We start from the raw sequence: 25,974 nt of genomic DNA, 5'->3' as shown, positions 1-25,974 counted from the left end.
GGGTCAGGTGCGCGGGCCGACCGTGACCCAGTAGCGCGTGCTGCGCCCGATGCGCACCGGCAGGGTCTTCTCCAGCACGGCCAGGCCGGCATCGGTATCGGCCAGCGAGATGGCGCCGGACAGGCGCAGGTCGGCCACGGCCGGGTCGCAGCGCAGCAGGCCGGGACGATGGCGGGCCATCTCGGCGATCACGTCGCCCAGGCGCATGTCGCGGGCCAGCAGCATGCCCCGTTCCCACAGGGTGGCGCTGTCATCGACGGGGGTCGGCGGCGCGATCTCCGCCGCGCCGAAGTCGGCCTGCTCGCCGGCGTGGAGGACGCGCGCCGCCCCGCTCAGCGGGCGAACTTCGACCGCGCTCTGGAACACGGCGACGCGGCAGACGGCTTCAGTCTCCAGATGGCGCACGCTGAAGCGCGTGCCCAGGGCGCGCACTACGCCGTACGGGGTGTCGACGAAGAACGGTCGGTGCGTCGGGTCCGCGTGGGTGGTGACGAGGATTTCGCCACTCACCAGGCGGATGCGCCGCGCCACGGCATCGAAGGCGATGTTGACCGCGCTGGCGGTGTTGAGCACCAGGTTCGAGCCGTCGGGCAGCGCCAGCGTCCTGCGCTCGCCGGTGGCGGTGGCCACGTCCGCCGCCCACTCTCGCCAGGGTGTGTGGCGCACGGCCAGCCAGCCGGCCGGCGCGGCCACCAGCAGGGCGCTCAGCAGGTGCAGGGCACGGCGCCGGTCGTAGCCGTGTTCCAGGCTCTTGATCGCTTCTTTGCCGATGCCCGCGGGCACCTGGTTGAAGGTGAGGAAGACCGCCTGGGCGCGCGCCCAGGCGGCCTCGTGCGCCGGGCTCTGCCGGCGCCAGCGCTCGAACGCCTGGCGCTCGCCCTCCGTGGGCATGTCGTACTGGAAGGTGATGGCCCAGTCGGCGGCTTCCTTGAGAAGGGCGCTGGCCAGGGCGGCGGCGGGATGGCCTGGCATGCGCTCAGGCCACGGTCATGCAGGCGACCAGCGCCTTGTGGATGTGTCGGCGCACGGTGATGACCGGGGTCTGCGTACGTTCGGCGATCTGCTGCAGGGTCAGCCCGTCGATCTGGGCCAACAGGAAGATTTCCCGGGTGCGTGCCGACAGGCTGGCGAGCATGGCGTCGATACGCATCAGCGCCTCGATGATCAGCAGGCGCGTCTCGGGCGAGGGCGCCTCGGGTTCCGGCAGGTGGGCCAGCGCGTCGAGGTAGGCGCGCTCCACGTCCTGCCGCCGCCAGTGGTCGATGACCAGGCCCTTGGCGATGTGCGTGAGCAGTGCGCGGGGCTCGTCGCCGAGCTGGGCCGGCAGCCGCCGCGAGGCCATGACCCGCAGGAAGGTGTCATGCGCCAGGTCCGCGGCATCGCAGGCGTTGCCGAGCTTGCCGCGCAGCCAGCCGTACAGCCAACCGTGATGGTCGCTGTACAGTGCGTGTACCTGTCGCGTTGCAAGGGTATCGGCCGCCACCACGGCGCCCTCCTGTCCATAGGTCGAGCGCAGTTGCGGACCTGAATTCTAATAAGAATTGTTCGCATTTTAACGATTGCCGGATGGGACTTGCAAGTTCGGGCTTGCACAGGGGCGAGCCATGGCATCGCCTGCGGAGGGGCATGAAAAGAAAGGTTGTGTCCTCGTTGCATGTCTCATGTCCTGCAGGCGCGGATTCATCCGGGGCATTTGCGGCTGAAGCACTTCGCCGCCCGGCCGCGCCTGCAAAGCAGGAGCGGTGCAACAAGGGGTTGTGGGACATACAAAAGGCGATGTCGCCGTCAGGTGTTGTAGTGCCTGACCCCTTCTGGATTCCCGCCTGCGCGGGAATGACGAGGTGGGGTGGAGTTTCTTCCGAAACCGTCATCCCCGCGCAGGCGGGGACCCAGGGGCAGGCAGCTGCAGCGTCCGGATTAGAGGGGCTTGACCGCGCAACACATAGGGTGGGACAGCCGCTTGCCGGCGTAACCCCTCGGCGGTGCTACGGTCGATGGCGCTGGTGGGTTGCCACCCTACGGGCTCCGTCTGATATCGCAGGCAGGCCGCTTCCACGGGGCAGCTGTAGCGTCTGCAACATGAAACGCGGACATGGCCATAAAAAAGGCTATGTCCCCGTTATGTGTTGGTGGCGCAATCCTGCTTTTGTGGGAGCGGCTGGATGGCATTCCGATTGGCCGCGAAACTCGCGGATAAATCCGCTCCTACAAGGCGTGCAACAACTAACGGGGATATGGCCATAAAAAAACCGCCCCGGAGGGCGGTTCTTTTTCTACCTGTCGCGGATCAGAGGCCGTTGGCGGCCTTGAACTCGCGGCGGCGGCGGTGCAGGACCGGCTCGGTGTAGCCGTTCGGCTGCTGGGTGCCTTCGACCACCAGTTCCAGGGCGGCCTGGAAGGCGATGTTGCCGTCGAAGTCCGGCGCCAGCGGGCGGTACAGCGGGTCGTTGGCGTTCTGGCGGTCGACCACCGGGGCCATGCGCTTGAGGCTGGCGACGATCTGCTCTTCGCTGACGATGCCATGGCGCAGCCAGTTGGCCAGCAGCTGGCTGGAGATGCGCAGGGTGGCGCGGTCTTCCATCAGGCCGACGTCGTTGATGTCCGGCACCTTGGAGCAGCCGACGCCCTGGTCGATCCAGCGCACCACGTAGCCGAGGATGCCCTGGGAGTTGTTATCCAGTTCGTTCTGGATCTCTTCGGCGGTCCAGTTGGTGTCGGGTGCCAGCGGGATGGTCAGGATGTCGTCGATGGACGCCGGGGCGCGCTTGGCCAGTTCGGCCTGGCGGGCGAACACGTCGACCTTGTGGTAGTGCAGGGCGTGCAGGGTGGCGGCGGTCGGCGACGGTACCCAGGCGGTGTTGGCACCGGCCAGCGGGTGGACGATCTTCTGCTCGACCATGCCGGCCATCAGGTCGGGCATGGCCCACATGCCCTTGCCGATCTGGGCGCGGCCCTGCAGGCCGGTGGCCAGGCCGATGTCGACGTTGTTGTTCTCGTAGGCGCCGATCCACTTCTCGCTCTTCATGGCGGCCTTGCGCACTACGGCGCCGGCTTCCATGGAGGTGTGGATTTCGTCACCGGTACGGTCGAGGAAGCCGGTGTTGATGAACACCACGCGCTCGCTGGCCGCCTGGATGCAGGCCTTGAGGTTGACGGTGGTGCGGCGCTCTTCGTCCATGATGCCGACTTTCAGGGTGTTGCGGGCCAGGCCGAGCACGTCTTCGACGCGGCTGAAGATTTCGCCGGTGAAGGCGACTTCTTCCGGGCCGTGCATCTTCGGCTTGACGATGTAGACCGAGCCGGTGCGGGTGTTCTTGCGGCTGGTGTTGCCGTTCAGGTTGTGCACGGCGATCAGGCTGGTGAACAGGGCGTCCTGGATGCCTTCCGGAATCTCGTTGCCGGCGGCGTCGAGAATGGCCGGGTTGGTCATCAGGTGGCCGACGTTGCGCACGAACAGCAGGGAGCGGCCGTGCAGGGTCAGCTCGGAGCCGTCGGCCTTGGTGTAGACGCGGTCCGGGTTCATGGTGCGGGTGAAGGTGCTGCCGCCCTTGCTGACTTCCTCGGCCAGGTCGCCCTTCATCAGGCCCAGCCAGTTGCGGTAGACGACGACCTTGTCGTCGGCGTCGACGGCGGCCACGGAGTCTTCGCAGTCCATGATGGTGGTCAGGGCGGCTTCCATCAGCACGTCCTTCACGCCGGCGGCGTCGGTCTGGCCGATTGGGCTGGAGGCGTCGATCTGGATCTCGAAGTGCAGGCCGTTGTGCTTGAGCAGCACGGCGATCGGCGCGCTGGCGTCGCCCTGGAAGGCGACGAACTGGGCCGGGTTCTTCAGGCTGGCGGTGCCGCCGTTGCCCAGGGTCACGGCCAGCTCGCCGTCGACGATGGCATAGGCGGCGGCGTCGACGTGGGAGGCGCCTTCCAGCGGGGCGGCTTCGTCGAGGAAGGCGCGGGCGAAGGCGATGACCTTGTCGCCGCGGACCTTGTTGTAGCCCTTGCCCTTCTCGGCGCCGTTTTCTTCGCTGATCACGTCGGTGCCGTAGAGGGCGTCGTACAGCGAGCCCCAGCGGGCGTTGGAGGCGTTCAGGGCGAAGCGCGCGTTCATCACCGGCACCACCAGCTGCGGGCCGGCTAGGCGGGCGATCTCGTCGTCGACGTTGGCGGTGGTGGCCTGGAAGTCGGCCGGTTCCGGCAGCAGGTAGCCGATTTCCTGGAGGAAGCTCTTGTAGGCGGTGGCGTCATGCGCCTGGCCCTTGCGGGCCTGGTGCCAGGCGTCGATCTTGGCTTGCAGCTCGTCGCGTTTGGCCAGCAGGGCGCGGTTCTTCGGAGCCAGATCGTTGATCACGGCTTCGGCGCCGGCCCAGAACTGCTCGGCAGCGACGCCGGTGCCCGGGATGGCTTCGTTGTTGATGAAGTCGTAAAGGGCCTTGGCGACCTGCAGACCACCTACTTGAACGCGCTCAGTCATTGCTTGCCTCACTTGATGCTAGACAGGGCCGGAAGGCCATGTAGTAAGAGTCGGCGGATACTACATGACTCATCCGGAAAAATCAGTCACAACCTGTACCCGCCTGCCGGGCGGCGGCGGGTCCGGCCGTCCTATACTGCGGGGACTTTTCACCCCTCCGGAGCCCTCATGCCGATCAACCGTGTCGAGCCCGCCGATCTGCCCGAACTGGCCGGGTTGTTCGCCGGCTACCTGGCGTTCTACCAGGTGCCGCGCCCCCTCGCCGAGGTCGAGGATTTCCTCGCGGCCCGCCTGGAGAAAGGCGACTCGGTGCTGTTCATCGCCCGCGACGAGGCAGGACGCGCCCTGGGCTTCGTCCAGCTCTATCCCTTCTTCGCCTCGCTGCACCTGGCGCCGGCCTACCTGCTCAGCGATCTCTACGTGCACCCGGACGGCCGCCGCCAGGGCCTGGCCGAACGGCTGATGAATGCCGCCCGTGCCCATGCCGAGGCCGAGGGCGCCTGCGGCCTGCAGCTGGAGACGGCGAGGGACAACCTGGCCGGCCAGGCACTCTACGAAAAGCTTGGCTACGTCCGCGATGAGATGTTCTATACCTATTGGCTCGGCCTGACGGGTTCGGCCTGATCGGCTCGGCCTGAAGCCCTGGCTCCAAACTACGCAACGAGAGGCCTTTCATGGATCATCTGGTACTCACCGTCATCGCCCCGGACCAGCCGGGCCTGGTGGAGCGCATCGCCCAGTGCATCGCCGGGCATGGCGGCAACTGGCTGGAGAGCCGCATGTCGCGCATGGCCGGGCAGTTCGCCGGCATCCTCAAGGTGGCGGTGCCGGCCGAGGGCTACGACGAACTAGTGGAGGGCCTGCAGGGGCTCAACGCCCACGGCATCCGCGTGCTGGTGGCGGAGAGCGGCATCGAGCCGGCCTGCACCTGGAAGCCGATCCACCTGGACCTGGTCGGCAACGACCGCCCCGGCATCGTCCGTGACATCACCCGCCTGCTGGCCGAGCAGGGCATCAACCTGGAAAGCCTGACCACCGAGGTGGCGCCGGCGCCCATGAGCAGCGAGCCGCTGTTCCATGCCGAGGCACTGCTGGCGGTGCCGTTGACCCTGTCGCTGGACCTGCTGCGCGACCGCCTGGAGAGCCTGGCCGACGACATGATGGTGGAACTGAACCTGCGCTCCGAGGAGTGAGCCGGGGATAACCCTGTGGATAGCCTGGGGAGCCCCGGCGCGCCGCTTGGCGCCCCGGGGCTTTTTCTTGTCCGCTCGATGTTCGCGGGCTTGTGCACAGAGTGCGGGGATGGATCTGTGGATAGCACGGGGATGAGGGCCGCCAGGCCTCGTCCGGCGTGGCTTGGCGCCGTCTGAGCGAATTTCGTCCAGGGTTCGCCGGGCGGTGGATATCCACCGAAGCTGTGGATGAAGGTGTGGGCAGCCTGGGGGATGGACGCTCCGGGCCAGATGGGCCGCGGCTTTCCGGGCCTCGATCAGAAAATCAGCAATATCAACGACTTGTATACAAAGTCCGGGGATCGTTCTGTGGATAAGGCGGGGATTTACCGCTGCGCTTCAGGCGGGACGGGGGCTGTAGCGATCTGGTCGATTCTTGCTCAACCGTGGTTTGCCGTCGCGCGGTGGATAATTCCCGCCCCGCCGCTGCGTCGAGCTGTCCCCACCTCTCGGGGAAAGAGCTGTGGACAGCCTGGGGAGGTCGTGCTGCAGGCCAGGCAGGGCGAGGCCTGTAGCGCTTCGCTCAGGAAATGACCAGCACCTCCGGGTTTGTGCACAGAGCCTGGGGATGGCCCTGTGGAAAAGGCTGGGAACAACCGCGCCAGCCCAGTCCCGCTGCGCTTTCCGGTGCGCTGGTCGTTTTCTAGGCAGCCTGGCCGCGCCGGCGCATCCCCAGCCAGATGTCCAGGCTGTAGATGAACAGCGCCGCCCAGATGCAGATGAAGGACAGCAGCTTGCTCGCTTCCAGCGTCTCGCCGAACAGCAGCACCGCCTGCAGCAGCACCAGGGTCGGCGCGAGGTACTGCAGGAAGCCCAGGGTGGTGTAGGGCAGGTGGCGGGCGGCTGCGTTGAAGCACAGCAGCGGCACCAGGGTGATAGGCCCGGCGGCGATCAGCCAGAGCGCTTCGCTGCTACTCCAGAACGCGGGCTGGGTGCTCATCGCTGCCGGATGCAGGAGCAGCCAGCCGAGGGCCAGCGGCAGCAGCAGCCAGGTCTCCACCACCAGGCCCGGCAGGGCGGCCACCGGCGCCTGCTTGCGGATCAGGCCGTAGAAACCGAAGGTCAGCGCCAGCACCAGCGACACCCAGGGAATGCTGCCCACCTGCCACAGCTGCTGCAGCACGCCCAGCGCGGCCAGGCCCACGGCGACCCATTGCAGGCGACGCAGGCGCTCGCCGAGCAGCAACATGCCGAGCAGTACGTTGACTAGCGGGTTGATGTAGTAGCCCAGACTGGCTTCCAGCATGCGCCCGTTGTTCACCGCCCAGACGTACACCAGCCAGTTGCTGGCGATCAGCAGGCCGCTGCCGGTCAGCACCGCCAGGCGCCTGGGGTTGTCGCGCAGCTCGCGCCACCAGCCCGGGTGTTTCCACAGGGCCAGCAGCAACGCGCCGAACAGCGCGGACCAGATCGCCCGATGGGCGATGATCTCCAGCGCCGGCACGGCCTGGATGGCTTTGAAGTAGATGGGGAACAGGCCCCAGATCAGGTAGGCGGTGATGCCGAGGGTGTACCCGCGCCGCGGGTTGGCGGTGGCCATGGGAGTCCTTGGAGTGGTGCGTAGTAGAGCGATTCTAGCCCTGCCAACCCGTGGCTGTCCGTTCGGTCAGCATCGTATCGGGCGGCAGGGAGAGCTTCCGCGAGGCCCCGGATGGCGTATCATGCGCCCCCACGCAGAACCACACCTTGCAAGGGCTACATCCATGCGCATCCTGATCACCGGCGGCGCCGGTTTCATCGGCTCGGCTCTGATCCGCCACCTGATCCGGAATACCGAACACGAGGTGCTCAACCTCGACAAGCTGACCTACGCCGGCAACCTGGAGTCCCTGGCGTCGGTCGCGGACAGCCCGCGCTACCGCTTCCTGCAGGCGGACATCGCCGCCAGCGACGTGGTGGGCGCGGCCCTCGCCGACTTCCAGCCGGACGCCATCATGCACCTGGCCGCGGAGTCGCACGTGGACCGTTCCATCGACGGGCCGGCCGCCTTCATCCAGACCAACATCGTCGGCACCTACGCCCTGCTGGAAGCGACGCGCGCCTACTGGGCGGCGCTGCCGGAGGCGCGCAAGGCGGCCTTCCGCTTCCACCACATCTCCACCGACGAGGTCTACGGCGACCTGCACGGTGTGGACGACCTGTTCACCGAGACCACGCCCTACGCACCCAGTTCTCCCTATTCGGCGAGCAAGGCCGCTTCCGACCACCTGGTACGCGCCTGGCAGCGCACCTACGGGCTGCCGGTGCTGCTCACCAACTGCTCCAACAACTACGGCCCCTTCCACTTCCCGGAGAAGCTGATCCCGCTGGTGATCCTCAACGCCCTGGAAGGCAAGCCCCTGCCGGTATACGGCGACGGCCTGCAGGTGCGCGACTGGCTGTTCGTGGAGGACCATGCCCGCGCCCTGCTCAAGGTGGTGAGCGAGGGGCAGGTCGGCGAGACCTACAACATCGGTGGCCACAACGAGCAGCGCAACATCGACGTGGTGCGCGGCATCTGCGCCCTGCTGGAGGAGCTGGCCCCGGCCAAGCCCGCCGGCGTGGCGCGCTACGAGGACCTGATCACCTTCGTCAAGGACCGCCCGGGCCACGACCAGCGCTACGCCATCGACGCCGGCAAGATCCAGCGCGAACTGGGCTGGGTGCCGGAGGAAACCTTCGCCAGCGGCCTGCGCAAGACCGTGCAGTGGTACCTCGACAACCTGGAGTGGTGCCGTCACGTGCAGGACGGCAGTTATCAACGCGAGCGACTAGGAGCTTCAGCATGAAAGGCATCATCCTCGCCGGAGGTTCCGGCACCCGGCTGCACCCCATCACCCTGGGGGTTTCCAAGCAGCTGCTGCCGGTCTACGACAAACCGATGATCTACTACCCGGTCTCGGTGCTGATGCTCGCCGGCATCCGCGACATCCTGATCATATCCACCCCCCAGGACCTGCCCCAGTACCGCAACCTGCTGGGTGACGGCAGCCAGTTCGGCGTGCGCTTCAGCTATGCCGAACAGCCGTCGCCGGACGGCCTGGCCCAGGCGTTCCTGATCGGCGAGGAATTCATCGGTGGGGATTCGGTCTGCCTGATCCTCGGCGACAACATCTTCCACGGCCAGCATTTCACCGAGCAGCTGCAACGGGCCGCCAGCAATCCGAAAGGCGCCACCGTGTTCGGCTACTGGGTCAAGGACCCGGAGCGCTTCGGCGTCGTCGAATACGACGAGCAGGGGCGCGCCATCTCCATCGAAGAGAAACCCGCCAAGCCCAAGTCCAGCTACGCGGTCACCGGGCTGTACTTCTACGACAACGAAGTGATCGACATCGCCAAGGCGGTGAAGCCTTCGCCGCGGGGCGAACTGGAGATCACCGACGTCAACAACGTCTACCTGAAGCGTGGCGAGCTCCGCGTCGAGAAGCTCGGCCGCGGTTTCGCCTGGCTCGACACCGGCACCCACGACAGCCTGCTGGAGGCCTCCCAGTACGTGCAGACCATCGAGCACCGCCAGGGGCTGAAGGTCGCCTGCCCCGAGGAGGTCGCCTACCAGCAGGGCTGGATCGACCGCGAATGCCTGCTGCAGCAGGCCAAGGCCTTCGGCAAGACCGGCTATGGCCAGTACCTCTACCAGCTGGCGGGAGAGACGCGGTGAAGGCCATCCCCACACGGCTCGCGGAGGTGCTTATCCTCGAGCCCCGCGTGTTCGGGGACGAGCGCGGCTTCTTCTACGAGAGCTTCAACGCCCGCGCCTTCGAAGAGGCTACCGGTGTGCGCCGGGACTTCGTGCAGGACAACCACTCCCGCTCCGCGTGTGGCGTGCTGCGCGGCCTGCACTACCAGATCGAGCAGCCCCAGGGGAAACTGGTCCGCGTGGTCGCCGGCGAAGTGCTGGACGTGGCCGTGGACATCCGTCGTAGTTCGCCCGGTTTCGGCCAGTGGGTCGGCGTGCGCCTGTCCGCCGAGAACAAGCGCCAGCTCTGGGTGCCGGAAGGCTTCGCCCACGGCTTCGTGGTGCTGAGCGAGCACGCCGAGTTCCTCTACAAGACCACCGACTACTACGCGCCGGCCCACGAGCGTTGCATCCGCTGGGACGACCCGGAACTGGCCATCGACTGGCAGTTCGACGGCGTGCCGCAGCTGTCGGCCAAGGACCAGGCCGCGCCTGTCCTGCGCGATGCCGAGCTGTTCCCATGAGAGTGCTGATCACCGGCCGCCACGGCCAGGTCTCCCGCGAGTTGCAATTGGCCCTCGGCGCCGAGGCGGAGCTGCTGGTGCTGGGCCACGAACAGCTCGACCTGGCCGATGGCGACGCCATTCGCCGCCAGGTGCGTGAGCTGCAGCCGGGCCTGCTGATCAACGCTGCGGCCCACACCGCGGTGGACCAGGCCGAGAGCGAGCCCGAGCTGGCCCATGCGATCAACGCCAGCGCGCCCGGAGTGCTGGCGGAGGAAGCCGCTGCGCTGGGCGCTCCGCTGATCCACTACTCCACGGACTACGTGTTCGACGGCCGCAAGGCCTCGCCCTACGTCGAGAGCGACGCCACCGGCCCGCTGGGCGTCTACGGCCGCAGCAAGCTGGCCGGCGAGCAGGCGATCCGGGAGGTCGGCGGCCAGCACCTGATCCTGCGCACCAGCTGGGTGTACTCGCTGCACGGGCGCAACTTCCTGCTGACCATGCAGCGCCTGCTGCAGGAGCGTGAAGAGCTGCGCGTGGTGGCCGACCAGATCGGCGCGCCGACCTGGGCCGGTACCATCGCCCAGGCCACGGCCGAGCTGGTCCGCCACTGGCGCGAGGGCCGCGCCGGCGAATGGGGCACCTACCACCTGACCGGGCAGGGCGAGACCTCCTGGTTCGGCTTCGCCGAGGCCATCGCCGCCCAGCTGAAGGCTCAGGGCAAGCCCTGCGCGCGCCTGCTGCCCATCGCCACCAGCGAATACCCGACACCGGCGCAACGGCCGGCCAACTCGCGCCTGGACTGCTCGCGTCTGCAGCACGAATGGCAGATCGAGCTACCCGACTGGCACCAGACCCTGCTGGAGTGCCTGAACAGCCCGCGCTGAGGGCTGGCGGTGCATAATGCGCCGATCACCCCGGCGCACCGTCATGACCCAGCCTGCCACTCCCTACCGCCCCCGCTGGCGCAGCCTGATCCTGCTGGCCCTGCTGCTCGTCCCGCTGATGTGGCCGCTGCAGTACTTCGCCGAGCGCTACTACCGTGGCGAGTTGCTCGAACAGAACCGGCAGACCCTCGACCTGTACGTCGCCAACCTCTACGGCACCCTGCGCCGCTACGAGACGCTGCCCTACATCCTGGCCGACCTGCCGCCCCTGCGGGCGCTGCTGGCCGCGCCGGACGACGATGAGCTGCAGGAGACGGCCAACCTGCTGCTGGACCGGGTGCGCCGCGAGACCGGTGCCGACGTGATCTACCTGATGAGCCCGCAGGGGCTGACCCTGACCTCGTCCAACTGGGACCAGATGGACAGCTTCATCGGTCGCGACTTCACCTATCGCCCGTATTTCCGCGAGGCCCTGGCCGGCAAGCACGGGCGTTTCTTCGGCCTCGGCACCACCTCGCGCAAGCGCGGCTACTTCTTCTCGAGCCCGGTGCGGGACGGCGACGAGGTGGTCGGTATCCTCGTGGTCAAGGTCGATCTGGACGACTCGGAACGGCTCTGGGGCAGCACTCCCGAGCAGCTGATGGTCACCGACAGCAACGGCGTGGTGATCATCGCCTCGCGCCAGGACTGGCGCTTCCGCGCCACCCGCGAGCTGGACAACGCGGAGCGCGCCGCCATCGTCGCCAACCAGCCCTATCCGACCCAGGCGCCCGCGCCGCTGCGCCTGGACGAGCGCGCCTGGCTGATCCAGAGCCGGGAGCTGGCGGAGAGCGGGCTGACCGTCAGCCTGCTCGCGCCGCGCCAGCTGGTGGACCGCCCGGTGCGGACCACCCTGGTGGTGGGCGGGGCGGTGCTGTTGGCCGGGCTGCTGATGCTCGGCCTGCTGCTGCAGCGGCGGCGCCACTACATCGACCGCATCGCGCTGGACGCCAAGGCACGACGCGAGCTGGAGATGCGCGTGCTGGAGCGTACCCGTGACCTGGAGACCCTGAACAACCGGCTCAAGGACGAAGTGCTGGAGCGCGAACAGACCCAGCAGGAGCTGCTGCGCACCCAGGACGAGCTTGTGCAGGCCGGCAAGCTGACCGCGCTCGGCACCATGAGCGCCAGCATCAGCCACGAACTCAACCAGCCGCTGGCGGCGATCCGCAGCTACGCCGACAACGCGGGCGTGCTGCTCGACCACCAGCGCCTGGACGACGCCCGCGGCAACCTGCGGCAGATCAGCGAGCTGACCGGGCGCATGGCCTCGATCATCGCCCACCTGCGCGCCTTCGCCCGACGTGATCGCCACGCGCCGGAGAGCGTGGCGCTGCAACCGGCGCTGGAAGACGCCCTGGCCCTGGTGGCCAAGCGTCGCCGGGCGCTGGAGGTGGAGCTGATCCGCGACCTGCCGGACGCCACCCTGTGGGTGCAGGCGGGCGAGACGCGGCTGCGCCAGGTGCTCGGCAACCTGCTGTCCAACGCCCTCGACGCCCTCGCCGAGAAGGCGCCGCCCCGGCGCATCTGGCTGAGCGTGGAGACGACCGCGGAGGGCGTCGACCTGACCCTGCGCGACAACGGCCCCGGCTTCAGCGAGCAGGCCCTGGCCCATGCCCGCGAACCCTTCTTCACCACCAAGACCCGCACCCAGGGCCTGGGCCTCGGCCTGGCCATCTGCGAGACGCTGATGCGCGCCCTGGGCGGCGAGCTGCTGCTGGCCAACCACCCGGACGGTGGCGCGCGGGTCACCCTGCGGCTGCGCGGCGCCGAGCCCGGCGCCAACCTGCAACCTCCCGAGGAGTTTTCATGACTGCCATCGACGACCGCGCCCAGGTCCTGCTGATCGACGACGACGAACACCTGCGCCAGGCCCTGGCGCAGACGCTCGATCTGGCCGGCCTGCGCGTCGAGACCCTGGCCGACGCGCGCGGCGTGGCCGAGCGCATCGCGCCGGACTGGCCGGGCGTGGTGGTCAGCGATATCCGCATGCCCGGCGTGGACGGCATGCAGCTGCTGGAGCAGCTCCACGAACGGGATGCCGGACTGCCGGTGCTGCTGATCACCGGCCATGGCGACGTGCCGCTGGCGGTGCAGGCCATGCGCGCCGGCGCCTACGACTTCCTGGAGAAGCCGTTCGCCAGCGAGGCCCTGCTCGACGGCGTGCGCCGCGCGCTGGAGCTGCGCCGCCTGGTGCTGGAGAACCGCAGCCTGCGCCTGGCCCTGGCCGACCGCGACGAGCTGGGTGGCCGCCTGATCGGCCAGTCCGCGCCCATGCAGCGCCTGCGCGAGCAGGTGGGTGCGCTGGCCGCCATCCACACCGACGTGCTGATCCTCGGCGAGACCGGGGCGGGCAAGGAGGTGGTGGCCCGCGCCCTGCACGACCTTTCCGCACGCCGCAAGGGGCCCTTCGTGGCGATCAATGCCGGCGCGCTGGCCGAATCGGTGGTGGAGAGCGAGCTGTTCGGCCACGAGCCGGGCGCCTTCACCGGCGCGCAGAAGCGGCGCATCGGCAAATTCGAGTTCGCCAACGGCGGTACCCTGTTCCTCGACGAGATCGAGAGCATGAGCCCGGACGTGCAGGTCAAGCTGCTGCGCCTGCTGCAGGAGCGCGTGGTCGAACGGCTGGGCGGCAACCAGCTGATCCCGCTGGACATCCGGGTGATCGCCGCGACCAAGGAGGACCTGCGCGCCGCCGCCGACCAGGGGCGCTTCCGCGCCGACCTGTACTACCGGCTCAACGTCGCGCCGCTGCGCATCCCGCCGCTGCGCGAGCGCGGCGCGGACATCCTGCTGCTGTTTCAGCACCACGCCGAGGCCGCTGCCCAGCGTCACGGCCTGCCGCCCCGCGAGTTGCAGACGGGGCAGCGCGCCCAGCTGCTCAGCCACGCCTGGCCGGGCAACGTGCGCGAGCTGCAGAACGCCGCGGAGCGTTTCGCCATGGGGCTGGACCTGGGCCTGGACCTGCCCGGCGGCGCGTTGCCGGCCGGCGACGACGGGCAGAGCCTGGGCGAGCGGGTGGAGGCCTACGAGAAGGCGCTGATTGCCGCCGAGATGGCCAAGGGGCATAGCTCCGTGCGCAGCCTGGCCGAGGCCCTGGGCCTGCCGCGCAAGACGCTGCACGACAAGCTGCGCAAGCACGGCCTGGATTCCGGCGGCGACGAGGACTAGACGGAGGCGTGCAGGTCCAGCCGGCGCAGCTCGATCCCGGCCGTCAGTTCGTCGAAGCCGGCCGCCGGAGCGCCCTTGGCGCCTTCCAGCAGTACGGCCCGCACCCGGAAGTCGCCCAGGTCTTCCACTTCCAGCAGCAACGCCTGGCTGACGCCTCCGTCGGCCAGGTCCAGCGCGGCCAGCCGCTGCAGCTGTGGCCACACCCGCGGCCCGGCGCCGATGAACAGGTTCGGTCCCTCCAGTCCCAGCTGCTGGGCGACGTGGAAGCCGGCGGCGTTGCTCACGCTGTTGACGAACTCGAAGGGCTTGGGCTGGCGCTGCTGCACGCACACGGCGTCGAGCAGCGCGCCCATGGTCGGCCGCGCCGGGTGGCGCGAGGCCAGGTAGAGGCCGCAGTCGCTTCGCACCCGGTCCTTGAGCAGGGCGGCGCCGAGCAGGGCCTGGAAGATCAGGCGGTCGATGCGCCGTGGCGGGCTGCTCAGGTACTGGCCCAGGGCGGCCTTCAGCGCCTTGTCGTCGAGGGCGGCGCTGCCGCTGATCTCGCTGGCGGCGATGACAGTCATGACTGTTCTCCCGTAAGACAGCCCTGCAGGACCAAGCTGGCGTTGTTGCCGCCGAAGCCGAAGAAGTTGGCCAGCAGCAGGGCATCCGGGGCGATGGCCGTCGGCGTGGCCGGCAGTGGCAGCAGCGCCTCGCCGGCGTAGTCCAGCGCCGGCAGCGCGCCCCGGCGCAGGGCGGCGAGCAGCAGCAGGGGCTCGCTCAGGCCGCAGGCGCCGAGGGTGTGGCCGAGCCAGGGCTTGAGCGCGGCCATCGGCGGCATGGCCTCGGGGTAGAGCAGGTGCATGCCGGCGCTTTCGGCCAGGTCGTTGGCGCCGGTGGCGGTGCCGTGCAGCTTGGCCAGGCCGATCTGCCCGGCCGCGACGCCGGCTGTGTTCAGTGCGCGCTGCATCACCCAGTCGATATGGCTGCCGTCCTCGCGGGTGGTGGTCAGGCTGCTGGTGTCGCAGGCACTGAAGCCGCCGAGCAGCCTGCCCAGCGGCGCCGGGCCGGGCTCCGGGCCGAGCAGGGCGGCGCAGTAGCATTCGCCGAGGATCAGGCCGTCGCGCTGCGGGTGGAAGGGGCGGTAGGCGCCGCTGGGGCTGATCAGGTCGAGAGCGCCGAAGCCCTGTTGGGCAATGGCGCTGGGTGTCTCGAAGGCCAGCACCAGCACCCTGGGGTACTGCCCGGCCCCGATCAGCCGCGCGCCGTAGAGCAGGCCGTTGGCGGCGCTGGTACAGGCGGTGTTGAGGGTGAAGGCGTCGAGGAAACCGTGGCGCTGGCGCAGCCGCTCGGCCATCAGGTCCAGCGGCGTGGAGTGCTCGAAGCGGAAGCCGTCTTCCTCGGCCGCCCGCGCCTCCAGCTCGGTGATGTCCAGCGCGGTGCTGGCGACGATCAGCAGGCAGTCGTCGGCCGGCGCGTCGCCCAGGGTCTCGGCCAGCAGGCGATCCAGGCGCGCATCCAGCGTCTCGTCATCGGCTACGGCGAAGTAGGGACGTTCCTGCCGCAGCTCATGCAGTAGGAACGGGCGCGGCTGCGGCTTGCAGTCGGACAGCAGGTTGCTCGCCGCTTCACCCAGGTCGGCGCCCAGGGCGCTGTGCAGGGTGCCGCGCTGCAGGTAGACCGGCTTCACCGCTGCTTACGGATATAGGCGGCGATGTCGGCGATGCTGGCGAGGATCTTGCGGCCGTCCTTGGCGCCCTCGATGCGCACGCCGTAGTGCTGCTGCAAGGCCAGCGACACCTGCAGGGCGTCCAGGCTGTCCATCTGCACGCGGCTCTTGGCGCCGAACAGCGGTTCGTCGTCGGCGATGCTCTGCCAGTCGATGTCGTCTTCCTTGTCGCACTCACGAATCAGCAGTTGCTTGAGTTGTTGTTCTAGTAGGTCGTCCATTGCGTTTGCTGCACTCGTCTTCGGAACAGGAGCCATCCGCCGCCGCCGAGCAGGGCGGCCATCAGCAGCAGGCGGAGGCAGTAGGGGGCGATGTCGGCGACCGAGCCCTGGCCCACCAGCAGGGTGAGGAAGGCGTCCAGCGCCCAGCTCATCGGCGAGATTTCCGCCAGCTGGCCCATGGCCGCCGGCATCACGCTCTTCGGCACCATGATGCCGCCCAGCGCGGCGAGGATGATATTGATCCCGCCGCCGAGCAACAACGCCTGTTCGGCGCTGCGTGCCAGGCCGGCCAGCAGCAGGCCTAGGCCGCAGGTAGCGAGGGTCAGGCTGATGGCGAGCAGCAGGTAGGCCGCTGGGCTGCCGGGCAAGGTCAGGCCCTGCAGGCCAAGCAGCGGCAGGCCGTAGACGCCGATGGCCAGCAGCAGGGCGAACTGCACCAGGTTGATGGCGAGGTACGGCAGCAGCTTGCTCAGGGCCAGGGTGGCCAGGCTCAGGTCGAGGGCGCGGAAGCGCAGCAGTGCGCCGCTCTGCTGCTCGCGCTGGAAGCCGCCGGCCATCGGCAGGGCGACGAAGAACATGCCGAAGATCAGCCAGGCCGGCACGCTCAGCTGGCTGGCGTTGGCCCGGCCGCTGAGGTCGCCGCTGGCCAGCAGCTCGTGTTCCTCGACCCGGCTCTGGGTGCGCTGCTGGACCAGGGCCAAGCGCTCGGCCAGCGGCAGGCTGGCGTCCACGTCGCCACTGTCCTCAAGGAAGGCGAGCAGACGGGTCTGCGCCAGGGCGATGCGCACCGCGCCGCGCAGGTGCTGGCGCGACAGCTTGTCCAGCTGCGGCGGGAAGCTCAGGGCCAGCCCCGGCTGCTCGTCCTGCAGCAGGGTGTCGGCGAAGTCGGCCGGCAGGTCGATCCGCGTGCTGCGCGCATCGCCGTGGTCCAGCAGCTCGCTGCCCGGCAGCTGGGCGGCCAGGGCGGCGTGGAAGAATTCGCTGTAGGCGCTGGCCTGGGGCGTTTCTAGCGTCAGGCGCAGGGCCGGCGGCTTGTCCTGCAGGTAGTTGGACATGGCGCCGGCCATCAGCACCAGGAACAGGGTCGGCATGATGAACAGCACGGCCAGCGCATGGGGGTCGCGCAGCAGCAGCAGGAGCTCCTTGCGCACCAGGGCCAGCAGCCTCATAGGCGGCCTCCGTTGAGGCGCAGGTAGAGCTGTTCCAGCGACGGGCGGCCGAAGCGCAGCAGGCGCGGCAGCCCGGGCCGGTCGGCGAGGAAACGTGTGATCTCCAGCAGCTGCGGGCCATCCAGGGCGGGAATGCGCAGGCCGCCCGGCAGCGGCTCGGCCACCAGGTGCAGGCGTGCCAGCAGCTCTTGCAGGCCGGCCGGCTCGGCGTCCTGCCACTCCAACAACAGGCCGTGGCCGTCGTCGAGCAGCTGGCGGCTGTCCAGGTCCAGACGCACCCGGCCTTCGTGCAGCAGCAGGATGCGCTGGGCGACCCGCTCGACCTCGTCCAGGTAGTGGCTCGTGTAGATCACCCCGTGGCCCTCGGCGGTCAGCCGCTCCACGGCGGCCAGCAGCAGCTGGCGGCTGGCCGCGTCGACGCCGACCGTGGCTTCGTCGAACAGGTACAGGCGCGCCGGTTGCAGCAGACCGATGGCGAAGTTCAGGCGGCGCTGCTCGCCGCCGGACAGGCGCGCGGCGCGGCGCGGCAGCTTGTCTTCCAGGGCGGTGCTGGCGATGCACAGTTCCAGGCGGCGGGCGCGCTCGGCGCCACGCAGGCGGTAGAGGTCGGCGAACAGTTCGAGGTTCTCGCGCACCTTCAGCTCGGCATAGAAGGCCAACTGCTGCGGCACCAGGCCGAGGCTGCGCTCGCCGTCCCAGCGGATTTCGCCCCGCTGCAGCGGCAGCACGCCGGCCAGCAGGGACAGCAGGGTCGTCTTGCCGGCGCCGTTGCTGCCGAGCAGGCCCAGGCACTGGCCGGGGCGCAGTTGCAGGTCGATGCCCTGCAGGGCCGGGGCATCGGCGCCGGGGTAGCGGTGGGAAAGGTCGATCAGCTCAAGCACGGACCAGCACCAGCAGGAGCTTGCCATCCAGCAGCAGGCGCTGCCCGGTGTGGATGCTGAAGGCGTAGAGGGCACCGGCCGGGCTCAGCGCCTCCTGAGTGGCGGCGACACGCAGCTCGCCCTCGCGGCGCGGCGGCTCGAAGTGCAGCTGCAACTGGGACAGCTTGCCCACCAGCGCCATGTCGATGGCGCTATCCTCGCCATATAGGGCACCATGCGCGGCGCACAGCTGGGCGGCGGCCTCGAACAGCAGGCAGGGCGAGGCGTCCGCGCCGAAGGCCGCCAGGTGATGCCAGGCGGACAATCCCTCGATGCGACCGGAGTCGTGGCCGAGCAGGGCGTCCAGCCACAGGGCGGGGCCCTGGTGCGGCAGCAGGCTGTGCAGTTGGGTGCGGTCCATTGCGTACGCCAGGAACTGTGAGGCCGGCAGTGTATCAGAGGCCTGGGCGCGGCTGGCGAAGCGGCAGAGGGAGGAACGAGGGATGTGGATGCAGGTGGTGGGTTTTCTGGTCGGTTCGCTGATATTGCTCGGCATTTCCTGGCGCACGCTGCGCAACCCCCGGTCCCACGGCTTCTATCGCTTCCTCGCCTGGGAGGCGATGCTGGCGCTGCTGGTGCTCAACGCACCGGTCTGGTTCGAGGACCGCTACGCGCTGCACCAGAAGGTGTCCTGGGTGCTGCTGTTCGGTTCGCTGACCGTGTTGTTCCTCGGCCTCTACCAACTGCGCCGCGACGGCCGGCCCGGCGAGCAGCGCCAGGACGACGAGCTGTACGCCTTCGAGCGCACCTCGCGGCTGGTCACCGGCGGCATCTACCGCTTCATCCGCCATCCGCTGTTCTGTTCGCTGCTGCTGCTGACCTGGGGCATCGTCTGCAAGGACTTGCATGGCGTCACCCTGCTCTTGGGCCTGGTGGCCAGTGTGCTGCTCTACCTGGCCGCGCGGCGCGACGAGGCCGAGTGCCTGGACTACTTCGGCGAGGCCTATCGCGAGTACATGAGCCGCAGCCGGATGTTCATCCCCTACGTCTTCTAGCAGACGAGGGCGGGTGAAACCCGCGTATTTCGAGTTGAAACGCGGGTTTCACCCGCCCTACGGTCATTCCCAGTCCAGTCGCGCCAGCTTCCACGCGTCGCCCTCCCGCCACCATTCCAGCTTCACGCTGTAGTGGCGGGCGCTGTCCGGGATCAGTCCCTCGGCGCCGGTCAGGGCCACCTCGGCGCGGGTGTGGCCCCGGTCGCTGTAGGTGGGGTCGAGTTCGCTGCGGGCGCCGATGGCGATCACCCGCACCTGCTTGTGGCGCAGGAACAGCAGCGCCATGGTGCGCCGCGCCCAGTCCCGGTCGAACTCCTGGCGGGCGCTGAACTGCGGGTGCAGCAGGTCCAGCACCTCGTCGCTGCGCTTGGCCTCCAGCTCGTCCTGCAGGCGCTGGACGGCCGCCTCCAGCTCGGCCTGCGGATCGCTTGGCGCACAGCCGACGAGCAGGGCGCAGATCAGCAGAAAAGGCAGGGCAAATCGCTGGGTAGGCATGTTCAACTCCCGATTCATGGTTATGATGCCCGGCAGGGTCGGTCCGAGGTGGACCCAGGGAAACTACGCACAGACTCGGGAGTGCGCCATGCTGACTTTGTATCCGGAGATCAAACCCCACGCCCGCCATGAACTGGCGGTGGCGGAGCCGCACGTCCTCTACGTGGACGAGAGCGGTTCTCCGGACGGCCTGCCGGTGCTGTTCGTCCACGGCGGCCCCGGCGCCGGCTGCGATGCCGCCAGCCGTCGCTACTTCGACCCCAACCTGTACCGCATCATCACCTTCGACCAGCGCGGCTGCGGCCGTTCCACGCCGCACGCCAGCCTGGAGGGCAACACCACCTGGGACCTGGTGGCCGACATGGAGCGTATCCGCGAGCACCTGGGCATCGACAAGTGGGTGCTGTTCGGCGGCTCCTGGGGCTCGACCCTGTCCCTGGCCTACGCCCAGAGCCACCCGGATCGCGTGCATGCGCTGATCCTGCGCGGCATCTTCCTGTGCCGCCCGCAGGAGTTCGACTGGTTCTACCAGGAGGGCGCCAGCCGCCTGTTCCCCGATTACTGGGAAGACTACGTGGCGCCAATTCCGGCCGAGGAGCGCGGCGACCTGATGCAGGCCTTCTACAAGCGTCTCACCGGGCCGGACCAGATCGCCCAGATGCACGCGGCCAAGGCCTGGTCCTGCTGGGAGGGCCACACCGCCACTCTGCGGCCCAATCCGCAGGTGGTCGACCGCTTCACCGAGCCGCATCGCGCCCTGTCGATCGCGCGCATCGAGTGCCACTACTTCGTCAACAATGCCTTCCTCGAGGAAGACCAGTTGCTGCGCGACATGCCGAAGATCGCCCACCTGCCGGGCGTGATCGTGCACGGCCGCTACGACGTGATCTGCCCGCTGGACAATGCCTGGGCCCTGCACCAGGCCTGGCCCAACAGCGAGCTGCAGATCATCCGCGACGCCGGCCATGCTGCTGCCGAGCCGGGTATCACCGATGCCTTGGTGCGCGCCGCCGACCAGATGGCCCGGCGCCTGCTCGACCTGCCCCTGGAAGACGCGTGAAGCTGCTGATCCAGCGGGTGCGTGGCGCCCGCGTCGAAGTCGCGGGAGAGATCGTCGGCGCCATCGACCAGGGCCTGCTGGCGCTGGTCGGCATCGAGCCGCAGGACGACGCGGCGACCAGCGCCAAGGGGCTGCAGCGGCTGCTCAACTACCGGGTGTTCTCCGACGATGCGGGCAAGATGAACCTGTCGCTGACCGACGTGAACGGAGGCCTGCTGCTGGTCTCCCAGTTCACCCTGGCCGCCGACACCAAGAGCGGCCTGCGCCCGAGCTTCTCCAGCGCGGCGCCGCCGGCCCAGGGCCTGGCCCTGTTCGAGCAACTGGTGGCCCTGGCCCGCGAGCAGCATCCGCAGGTGGCCACCGGCCGCTTCGGCGCGGACATGCAGGTACACCTGGTCAATGACGGGCCGGTGACCTTCCTGCTTGAGGTCTGAGCGCCTCGCTACCGGTCGTCGGCACGGCGACCTGGCCCGATTCCTGCCTGCTTTGCGACTCGCCATCCACTGTCCGGGCGGTTAGGATTGCTCGCCTTGCCCCGGTGTCCGTGGGCGCGCGTCCTTGAAAATCGAGTTGTCCCCTAGGAGATAGGAATGAAGAAGTTTCTCGCATCTCTGCTGCTTTCCGCTTGCGCGGTGACCGGCATGGCCCATGCCGGCATGGTCGACGACGCGGTCAAGCGCGGCACCCTGCGCGTCGGCATGGACCCGACCTACATGCCGTTCGAGATGACCAACAAGCGCGGCGAGATCATCGGTTTCGAAGTCGACCTGCTGAAGGCCATGGCCAAGGCCATGGGCGTCAAGCTGGAACTGGTGTCCACCAGCTACGACGGCATCATCCCGGCCCTGCTCACCGACAAGTTCGACATGATCGGCTCCGGCATGACCGTGACCCAGGAGCGCAACCTGCGGGTCAACTTCCCCGAGCCCTTCATCGTGGTCGGTCAGACGCTGCTGATCCGCAAGGAGCTGCAAGGCGAGATCAAGTCCTACAAGGACCTCAACGACGCCAAGTACCGCATCACCTCGAAGATCGGTACCACCGGCGAGATGGTCGCCAAGCGCCTGATCGCCAAGGCCCAGTACCACGGCTTCGACAACGAGCAGGAAGCGGTGATGGACGTGGTCAACGGCAAGGCCGACGCCTTCATCTACGACGCGCCTTACAACGTGGTGGCGGTGAACAAGGCCGGCGCCGGCAAGCTGGTGTTCCTCGACGAGCCGTTCACCTTCGAGCCGCTGGCCTTCGGCCTGAAGAAGGGCGACTACGACAGCATCAACTGGATCAACAACTGGCTGCACCAGATCAAGCACGACGGCACCTACGAGCGCATCCACACCAAGTGGTTCAAGAAGAACGACTGGCTGAAAGAGATGGAATAAGCCCCGCGTCGGACTTCGGTCCTCGCTGGTGACGACAGGCCCGGCCCACAAGGTCGGGCCTGTTTCTGTTCCCCGCCATGAGCGAGATTTCCCGTGATTAGAAAACATCGTCGTACCTGGCCCTGGCACATCCTCACCGGGCTGATCCTGGCCCTGGTGGCCTGGGGCCTGTGGTACTCCACCTCGCTGATCTCCTACGAGTGGCACTGGAACCGCGTGCCGCAGTACTTCGCCTACCAGGCCGAGGAAGCCCAGCGCTCTGCCGACTACGGCAGCGTCAGTGCCGTCACCGAAGCGGGCGGCCTGAGCCGCGTGACCCTGACCGCCGAGGGCGGCGAGGAGCAGGTGCTCGAAGTCGCCAGCGACAGCCTGCGGGTGGCCGAGGGCGACGATGTCAGCGAGGGCGACGAGATCGGCGTCACCCGCCAGTGGGCCGCCGGCCCGCTGCTCTGGGGGCTGTGGACCACCCTGTGGATCTCCGTGGCCTCCGGGGCGATGGCGCTGGTGATCGGCCTGGCCACCGGCCTGTGCCGGTTGTCCAGCAACCCGACCCTGCGCGACCTGTCCACCGTCTACGTCGAACTGGTGCGCGGTACGCCGCTGCTGGTGCAGATATTCATCTTCTACTTCTTCATCGGCACCGTGCTCAACCTGTCCCGCGAGTTCGCCGGGGTCGCCGCACTGGCGCTGTTCACCGGCGCCTACGTCGGCGAGATCATCCGTGCCGGCGTGCAGTCGGTGGCCCGCGGCCAGGGTGAGGCGGCGCGTTCGCTGGGCCTGACCGCCGGCCAGTCGATGCGCCACGTGATCCTGCCGCAGGCCTTCAAGCGCGTGCTGCCGCCGCTGGCCGGGCAGTTCATCAGTTTGGTCAAGGACACCTCGCTGGTCTCGGTGATCGCCATCACCGAACTGACCAAGAGCGGCCGCGAAGCCATCACCACCTCGTTCTCCACCTTCGAGATCTGGTTCTGCGTCGCCGCGCTCTACCTCGTCATCAACCTGCCGCTGTCGCAAGTCGCCAGCCGCCTGGAGCGGAGGCTCGGGAAAAGTGATTGAAGTCCGCAACCTGGTGAAAGTCTTCGACGCCCGCGGCCACGAAGTGCGCGCGGTGGACAATGTCAGCACCACCGTCCAGCGCGGCGAGGTGGTGGTGGTGATCGGCCCCTCGGGCTCCGGCAAGTCCACCTTCCTGCGCTGCCTCAACGGCCTGGAGGAGCTGGACGATGGCTCGGTGAGTATCGACGGCGTCGACCTGGCCAACCCGAAGACCGACGTGAACGCCTACCGCCGCGAGGTGGGCATGGTGTTCCAGCACTTCAACCTGTTCCCGCACATGACCGTGCTGGAGAACCTGTGCCTGGCGCAGAAGATCGTGCGCAAGCGCGGCAAGGCTGAGCGCGAGGCCAAGGCCCAGACGCTGCTGGCCAAGGTCGGCATCGCGCAGAAGGCCCACGAGTATCCGTCGCGCCTGTCCGGCGGCCAGCAGCAGCGCGTGGCCATCGCCCGTGCCCTGTGCATGGACCCGAAAGTGATGCTGTTCGACGAGCCGACCTCGGCCCTCGACCCGGAAATGGTCGGCGAGGTGCTGGACGTGATGAAGCAACTGGCCCAGGAGGGCATGACCATGGTCTGCGTCACCCACGAAATGGGCTTCGCCCGCGAGGTGGCCGACCGCGTGCTGTTCTTCGATCACGGTAAGCTGTTGGAAGACGCGCCGCCAGCGCAGTTCTTCGCCCAGCCTCAGGATGCGCGGGCACAGAGTTTCCTGCGCCAGGTGCTGTAGAGCGCTTGCGTCGGCGCTTGGGCGTCACTCCTGCGGGTGAGCGTCCGGCTCGGGTACACGCAGGCGCAGCAGGGTCCTGTCGTGTACCAGTATTTCGTCGCCCGAGGGCGAAATGGCCAGCAGGCGGGGGAAGGTGTCGGTGGCGATCCGCCCCAGCAGTTTTCGACTGGGGATGTCCCACACCTCGACGGCATCCTGCTGGCTGGAGATGGCCAGGCGCCCGTTGGCGGAGAGCGCCATGGCCAGCACGTTGTTGTTCATCTCCAACTCAAACGTGCGCCGGTAAGGCTCGACCTGGTAGACCTGCACGCGCTCGCGCCATGCGGCGGCGAAATGATCACCGGCGGGATCGGTGACCAGCTCGACGTTGCCATCGCTGGCGAACCAGGGCGCGCGGCCGCAGTGTTGCACCGGTTTCAGTTCGGGCAGTGGCCATACCCGGCAGGCGCCGTCCGAATCCTGTGCCACGACATGGCGGCTGCCGCGCGTGAGCACGGCCTCTCCGGGAGAGATGCCCAGCTTCCACTGGATGCTACTGTCGCTGAGCGGGTCGTAGAGCATCGCCCAATTGCTGGGGTAGCTGGTCGAGAAGACCTTGCCGCTGTCTGTCAGAGCATGGTCGAAGCCGGCCGGGCTGAATGTCCTGACGGGATATTCCTGACCGGTATGCCAGTTGACCAGGGTGTCGGGGTAGTTGATGTAGGTGCGGTTTGCTCGAACCGGACGAGTGTCGCTTAAACCGGGGGGGCGGTGGGTATGCAGGCGCTTGGGTGGGTTTATCTGCTGGATATTCACGCGGAAGTCGTGCGGCTTGATACCCATATCCCCAGCGGCATAGTAGTAGGTATTGCTGTCGATGATACCGGCGTACCAGAGGCTCTGTGCCGTGGCGGCATATTCTGGATCGCCGGGAGGATTTCCCGCGAAGAGCGCCTTGATGGGCTCTTCGGTAACCAGGGTTGCTTGCGCAGTACTAAAAATACCAATGCCGGCGAAGAGGTCGCCTATCAAGTAATGTTTACCGTCCGGGGTGTAGGCCACCGTTTTCAACGCCTTGGAAGTTGATCCGCTGTTGATCGGTATCAACGGCTTGGCGCTAGTGCGCTGGCTCTCGATATCACCGTCGCCCAAAGCAGGGTTTGTGGCCAGCCCGAAAGCCAGAAGAAATAGGCAGATGAGTCGCAGCATGGTGATGTCTCACGAGGGTTATAGGACTACGTGCACGTAGCCATAGAAGTACGGCAGGAACTGCCTGACGGTGAGGTTTGCGATCCTGTGGCTGGAGCGATGATTGCCATCGCCCCAGGTGTAGCATTCGAACTCGAGAAGGGAATTGAGGAATTTCTCCGATCCATAGCTGGAAGGAGTCCAGCTGTCCCTGCCGACCCGGATGGGCGAGCCAAGCACGATCCAGTGGTCGGGCGTGCCTAGAAAGGTTTTAGGTGTGCCCTTTTTCAGCTTGTCGAGTGGTAACGTTCCCGCGACAGGGCCGAGAATCGCCGCGCGGATCAGCAGGCAGACCAGGCTACCTGAGCCATGGTGCTGATTGGCTTCCATGAGTGTTTTCGCCGAACCGCCGAAAACATAGTTGACCTTGCTGTCGGCGCCGCTGAACAGTCCGCAGGATTCGAACCATTCGACCATCTGCCCGGCTGCTGTGATGCCCGCCATGTTCGAGCCTCCGCTGCTCATGCTCAGTAGGCCATTGGATGAGTCGCGCAGGCTGGCCAGTGCCACCCAGTCCACAGGATTAATTTTTTTTGCCGAGCCATTGCGGCAGGCCAGGCTGGGCTTGACGTGCAGCTGCCCCAGTTTCGCTTCGCCATGGAGTAGCAGTTCCACTACGTAGCGCTTGTAGACCTCCTTGTGATGCTTGGCCACGCAGTACATGAAGGCGGCCGGGCCGCAGAGAGGAGTTAGACCTTGGGAGATGATGGAAGGGGTATTGGTGCGGTCTGCGATAGCTTTGACTAAGTCAGGATTATCATTTGCGCAGGAGAAACAGAGGTCGGTGTACCTGACCCCTGGCGCATTCAGGAATTCTTCAACGGACGGTTTTTTCGACATGACGCAATCCTTTGCGTTGGCGGGAGCTGTTCTTCCTAGCTGCCATGATCAGGGCGAGGCAAGATCGATCCGGCGTAGGAGGGGTTCCAGCTTCCGTGCTGGCCATTAGAGGCGGGTGAGATTTGTTTCCACTGCATTTCAGGGCAGTGACATTCTGCACAGTGCGCCCGGACTTTCCATGGGCCTCGTCACGCTTTGGGGCGTGCTTGAGTGCTCCGAGGC

General features: G+C 67.6%; 27 protein-coding genes. 14 read left to right on the top strand and 13 right to left on the bottom strand.

What is annotated here, in order from left to right; all coding sequences use genetic code 11:
- Positions 1-3 precede the first annotated feature (3 nt).
- The 3 genes from N7640_RS06525 to N7640_RS06515 all read right to left on the bottom strand — a co-directional run bounded on the left by N7640_RS06525 (position 4) and on the right by N7640_RS06515 (position 4,465).
- Entirely contained in the window at positions 4-972 is a 969-nt protein-coding gene (locus tag N7640_RS06525) for a FecR domain-containing protein (RefSeq protein WP_279901756.1), read from the bottom strand.
- A 4-nt stretch (positions 973-976) separates the two neighbouring features.
- Complete coding sequence (locus N7640_RS06520) at positions 977-1,486, bottom strand: sigma-70 family RNA polymerase sigma factor (protein ID WP_279901757.1); 510 nt, start codon at positions 1,484-1,486, stop codon at positions 977-979.
- 801 nt (positions 1,487-2,287) lie between these two features.
- On the bottom strand, positions 2,288-4,465 hold the full coding sequence (locus N7640_RS06515) for a malate synthase G (RefSeq protein WP_279901758.1): 2,178 nt from the start codon (positions 4,463-4,465) through the stop codon (positions 2,288-2,290).
- Positions 4,466-4,633: 168 nt separating this feature from the next.
- Here N7640_RS06515 and N7640_RS06510 point away from each other — a divergent pair, with 168 nt between their 5' ends.
- Together N7640_RS06510 and N7640_RS06505 are read left to right on the top strand one after the other, a co-directional pair.
- Positions 4,634-5,089, top strand: a complete 456-nt coding sequence (locus N7640_RS06510) for a GNAT family N-acetyltransferase (RefSeq protein ID WP_279901759.1) — start codon at positions 4,634-4,636, stop codon at positions 5,087-5,089.
- A 50-nt stretch (positions 5,090-5,139) separates the two neighbouring features.
- Positions 5,140-5,658, top strand: coding sequence for a glycine cleavage system protein R (locus N7640_RS06505; RefSeq protein ID WP_279901760.1), 519 nt, complete (start codon positions 5,140-5,142; stop codon positions 5,656-5,658).
- Positions 5,659-6,340: 682 nt separating this feature from the next.
- Here the strand turns inward: N7640_RS06505 and rarD are convergent.
- Complete coding sequence (rarD, locus tag N7640_RS06500) at positions 6,341-7,237, bottom strand: EamA family transporter RarD (RefSeq protein WP_220816165.1); 897 nt, start codon at positions 7,235-7,237, stop codon at positions 6,341-6,343.
- A 163-nt stretch (positions 7,238-7,400) separates the two neighbouring features.
- Between rarD and rfbB the strand changes: the two genes are divergently transcribed.
- Genes rfbB through dctD form a run of 6 tightly spaced genes read left to right on the top strand, consistent with a single transcriptional unit; the run spans position 7,401 to position 13,952 of the window.
- A complete protein-coding gene (rfbB, locus tag N7640_RS06495; RefSeq protein ID WP_279901762.1) occupies positions 7,401-8,465 on the top strand; it encodes a dTDP-glucose 4,6-dehydratase in 1,065 nt (354 codons plus the stop codon).
- On the top strand, positions 8,462-9,334 hold the full coding sequence (gene rfbA / locus N7640_RS06490) for a glucose-1-phosphate thymidylyltransferase RfbA (protein ID WP_220816163.1): 873 nt from the start codon (positions 8,462-8,464) through the stop codon (positions 9,332-9,334). Before rfbB ends, rfbA begins: the two co-directional genes overlap by 4 nt.
- The gene (gene rfbC, locus N7640_RS06485) at positions 9,331-9,876 is read left to right on the top strand and encodes a dTDP-4-dehydrorhamnose 3,5-epimerase (RefSeq protein ID WP_279901763.1); all 546 of its coding nucleotides are present in this window, start codon (positions 9,331-9,333) and stop codon (positions 9,874-9,876) included. Before rfbA ends, rfbC begins: the two co-directional genes overlap by 4 nt.
- Positions 9,873-10,742, top strand: coding sequence for a dTDP-4-dehydrorhamnose reductase (rfbD, locus tag N7640_RS06480; protein ID WP_279901764.1), 870 nt, complete (start codon positions 9,873-9,875; stop codon positions 10,740-10,742). The genes rfbC and rfbD overlap by 4 nt, the downstream gene beginning before the upstream one ends.
- Before the next feature lie 43 nt (positions 10,743-10,785).
- Positions 10,786-12,594, top strand: coding sequence for an ATP-binding protein (locus N7640_RS06475; RefSeq protein WP_279901765.1), 1,809 nt, complete (start codon positions 10,786-10,788; stop codon positions 12,592-12,594).
- A complete protein-coding gene (gene dctD / locus N7640_RS06470) occupies positions 12,591-13,952 on the top strand; it encodes a two-component system response regulator DctD (RefSeq protein WP_279901766.1) in 1,362 nt (453 codons plus the stop codon). Before N7640_RS06475 ends, dctD begins: the two co-directional genes overlap by 4 nt.
- Here the strand turns inward: dctD and N7640_RS06465 are convergent.
- The 6 genes from N7640_RS06465 to N7640_RS06440 are packed head-to-tail and all read right to left on the bottom strand — an operon-like array spanning position 13,949 to position 18,331.
- The gene (locus tag N7640_RS06465; protein WP_279901767.1) at positions 13,949-14,515 is read right to left on the bottom strand and encodes a hypothetical protein; all 567 of its coding nucleotides are present in this window, start codon (positions 14,513-14,515) and stop codon (positions 13,949-13,951) included. The genes dctD and N7640_RS06465 overlap by 4 nt on opposite strands.
- Positions 14,512-15,621 (bottom strand): beta-ketoacyl synthase N-terminal-like domain-containing protein, encoded by a 1,110-nt coding sequence (locus N7640_RS06460; RefSeq protein ID WP_279901768.1) that lies wholly within the window; start codon positions 15,619-15,621, stop codon positions 14,512-14,514. Before N7640_RS06460 ends, N7640_RS06465 begins: the two co-directional genes overlap by 4 nt.
- A complete protein-coding gene (locus N7640_RS06455; protein WP_279901769.1) occupies positions 15,618-15,881 on the bottom strand; it encodes an acyl carrier protein in 264 nt (87 codons plus the stop codon). The genes N7640_RS06460 and N7640_RS06455 overlap by 4 nt, the downstream gene beginning before the upstream one ends.
- Positions 15,866-17,050, bottom strand: a complete 1,185-nt coding sequence (locus N7640_RS06450) for an ABC transporter permease (protein ID WP_279901770.1) — start codon at positions 17,048-17,050, stop codon at positions 15,866-15,868. The genes N7640_RS06455 and N7640_RS06450 overlap by 16 nt, the downstream gene beginning before the upstream one ends.
- Positions 17,047-17,931 (bottom strand): ABC transporter ATP-binding protein, encoded by an 885-nt coding sequence (locus N7640_RS06445; RefSeq protein ID WP_279901771.1) that lies wholly within the window; start codon positions 17,929-17,931, stop codon positions 17,047-17,049. Before N7640_RS06445 ends, N7640_RS06450 begins: the two co-directional genes overlap by 4 nt.
- Positions 17,924-18,331: a beta-hydroxyacyl-ACP dehydratase gene (locus tag N7640_RS06440; protein ID WP_279901772.1), complete on the bottom strand. Its 408-nt coding sequence runs from the start codon at positions 18,329-18,331 to the stop codon at positions 17,924-17,926. Before N7640_RS06440 ends, N7640_RS06445 begins: the two co-directional genes overlap by 8 nt.
- An 82-nt stretch (positions 18,332-18,413) precedes the next feature.
- On the opposite strand from N7640_RS06440, the gene N7640_RS06435 reads away from it, so the two are divergent.
- Positions 18,414-18,965, top strand: coding sequence for an isoprenylcysteine carboxylmethyltransferase family protein (locus tag N7640_RS06435; protein WP_279901773.1), 552 nt, complete (start codon positions 18,414-18,416; stop codon positions 18,963-18,965).
- A gap of 63 nt (positions 18,966-19,028) precedes the next feature.
- On the opposite strand, the gene N7640_RS06430 is transcribed toward N7640_RS06435, so the two are convergent.
- Complete coding sequence (locus N7640_RS06430; protein ID WP_279901774.1) at positions 19,029-19,460, bottom strand: hypothetical protein; 432 nt, start codon at positions 19,458-19,460, stop codon at positions 19,029-19,031.
- An 88-nt stretch (positions 19,461-19,548) separates the two neighbouring features.
- Between N7640_RS06430 and pip the strand changes: the two genes are divergently transcribed.
- The 5 genes from pip (at position 19,549) to N7640_RS06405 (ending at position 23,685) form a co-directional block, all read left to right on the top strand.
- Positions 19,549-20,520 carry a prolyl aminopeptidase gene (gene pip / locus N7640_RS06425; protein ID WP_220816150.1) on the top strand — a complete coding sequence of 324 codons (972 nt, stop codon included), beginning with the start codon at positions 19,549-19,551 and terminating at the stop codon, positions 20,518-20,520.
- A complete protein-coding gene (gene dtd / locus N7640_RS06420) occupies positions 20,517-20,954 on the top strand; it encodes a D-aminoacyl-tRNA deacylase (RefSeq protein ID WP_279901775.1) in 438 nt (145 codons plus the stop codon). Before pip ends, dtd begins: the two co-directional genes overlap by 4 nt.
- A 156-nt stretch (positions 20,955-21,110) precedes the next feature.
- A complete protein-coding gene (locus N7640_RS06415) occupies positions 21,111-21,902 on the top strand; it encodes a transporter substrate-binding domain-containing protein (protein ID WP_279901776.1) in 792 nt (263 codons plus the stop codon).
- A 93-nt stretch (positions 21,903-21,995) separates the two neighbouring features.
- Positions 21,996-22,958 carry an amino acid ABC transporter permease gene (locus N7640_RS06410; protein ID WP_279901777.1) on the top strand — a complete coding sequence of 321 codons (963 nt, stop codon included), beginning with the start codon at positions 21,996-21,998 and terminating at the stop codon, positions 22,956-22,958.
- Positions 22,951-23,685, top strand: coding sequence for an amino acid ABC transporter ATP-binding protein (locus tag N7640_RS06405; protein WP_279901778.1), 735 nt, complete (start codon positions 22,951-22,953; stop codon positions 23,683-23,685). Before N7640_RS06410 ends, N7640_RS06405 begins: the two co-directional genes overlap by 8 nt.
- A gap of 24 nt (positions 23,686-23,709) precedes the next feature.
- Here N7640_RS06405 and N7640_RS06400 read toward each other — a convergent pair whose 3' ends face one another.
- Positions 23,710-24,873 (bottom strand): hypothetical protein, encoded by a 1,164-nt coding sequence (locus N7640_RS06400; RefSeq protein WP_279901779.1) that lies wholly within the window; start codon positions 24,871-24,873, stop codon positions 23,710-23,712.
- Between the two features lie 18 nt (positions 24,874-24,891).
- Positions 24,892-25,752, bottom strand: a complete 861-nt coding sequence (locus tag N7640_RS06395; protein WP_279901780.1) for a hypothetical protein — start codon at positions 25,750-25,752, stop codon at positions 24,892-24,894.
- Positions 25,753-25,974 lie beyond the last annotated feature (222 nt).

Origin of the sequence: Pseudomonas sp. GD04015, from assembly GCF_029837675.1 — a bacterium.
Taxonomy (GTDB): domain Bacteria; phylum Pseudomonadota; class Gammaproteobacteria; order Pseudomonadales; family Pseudomonadaceae; genus Aquipseudomonas; species Aquipseudomonas paralcaligenes.
Note: the sequence above shows the minus strand (reverse complement) of the source record. Positions and strands in the feature narration are given on the sequence as shown.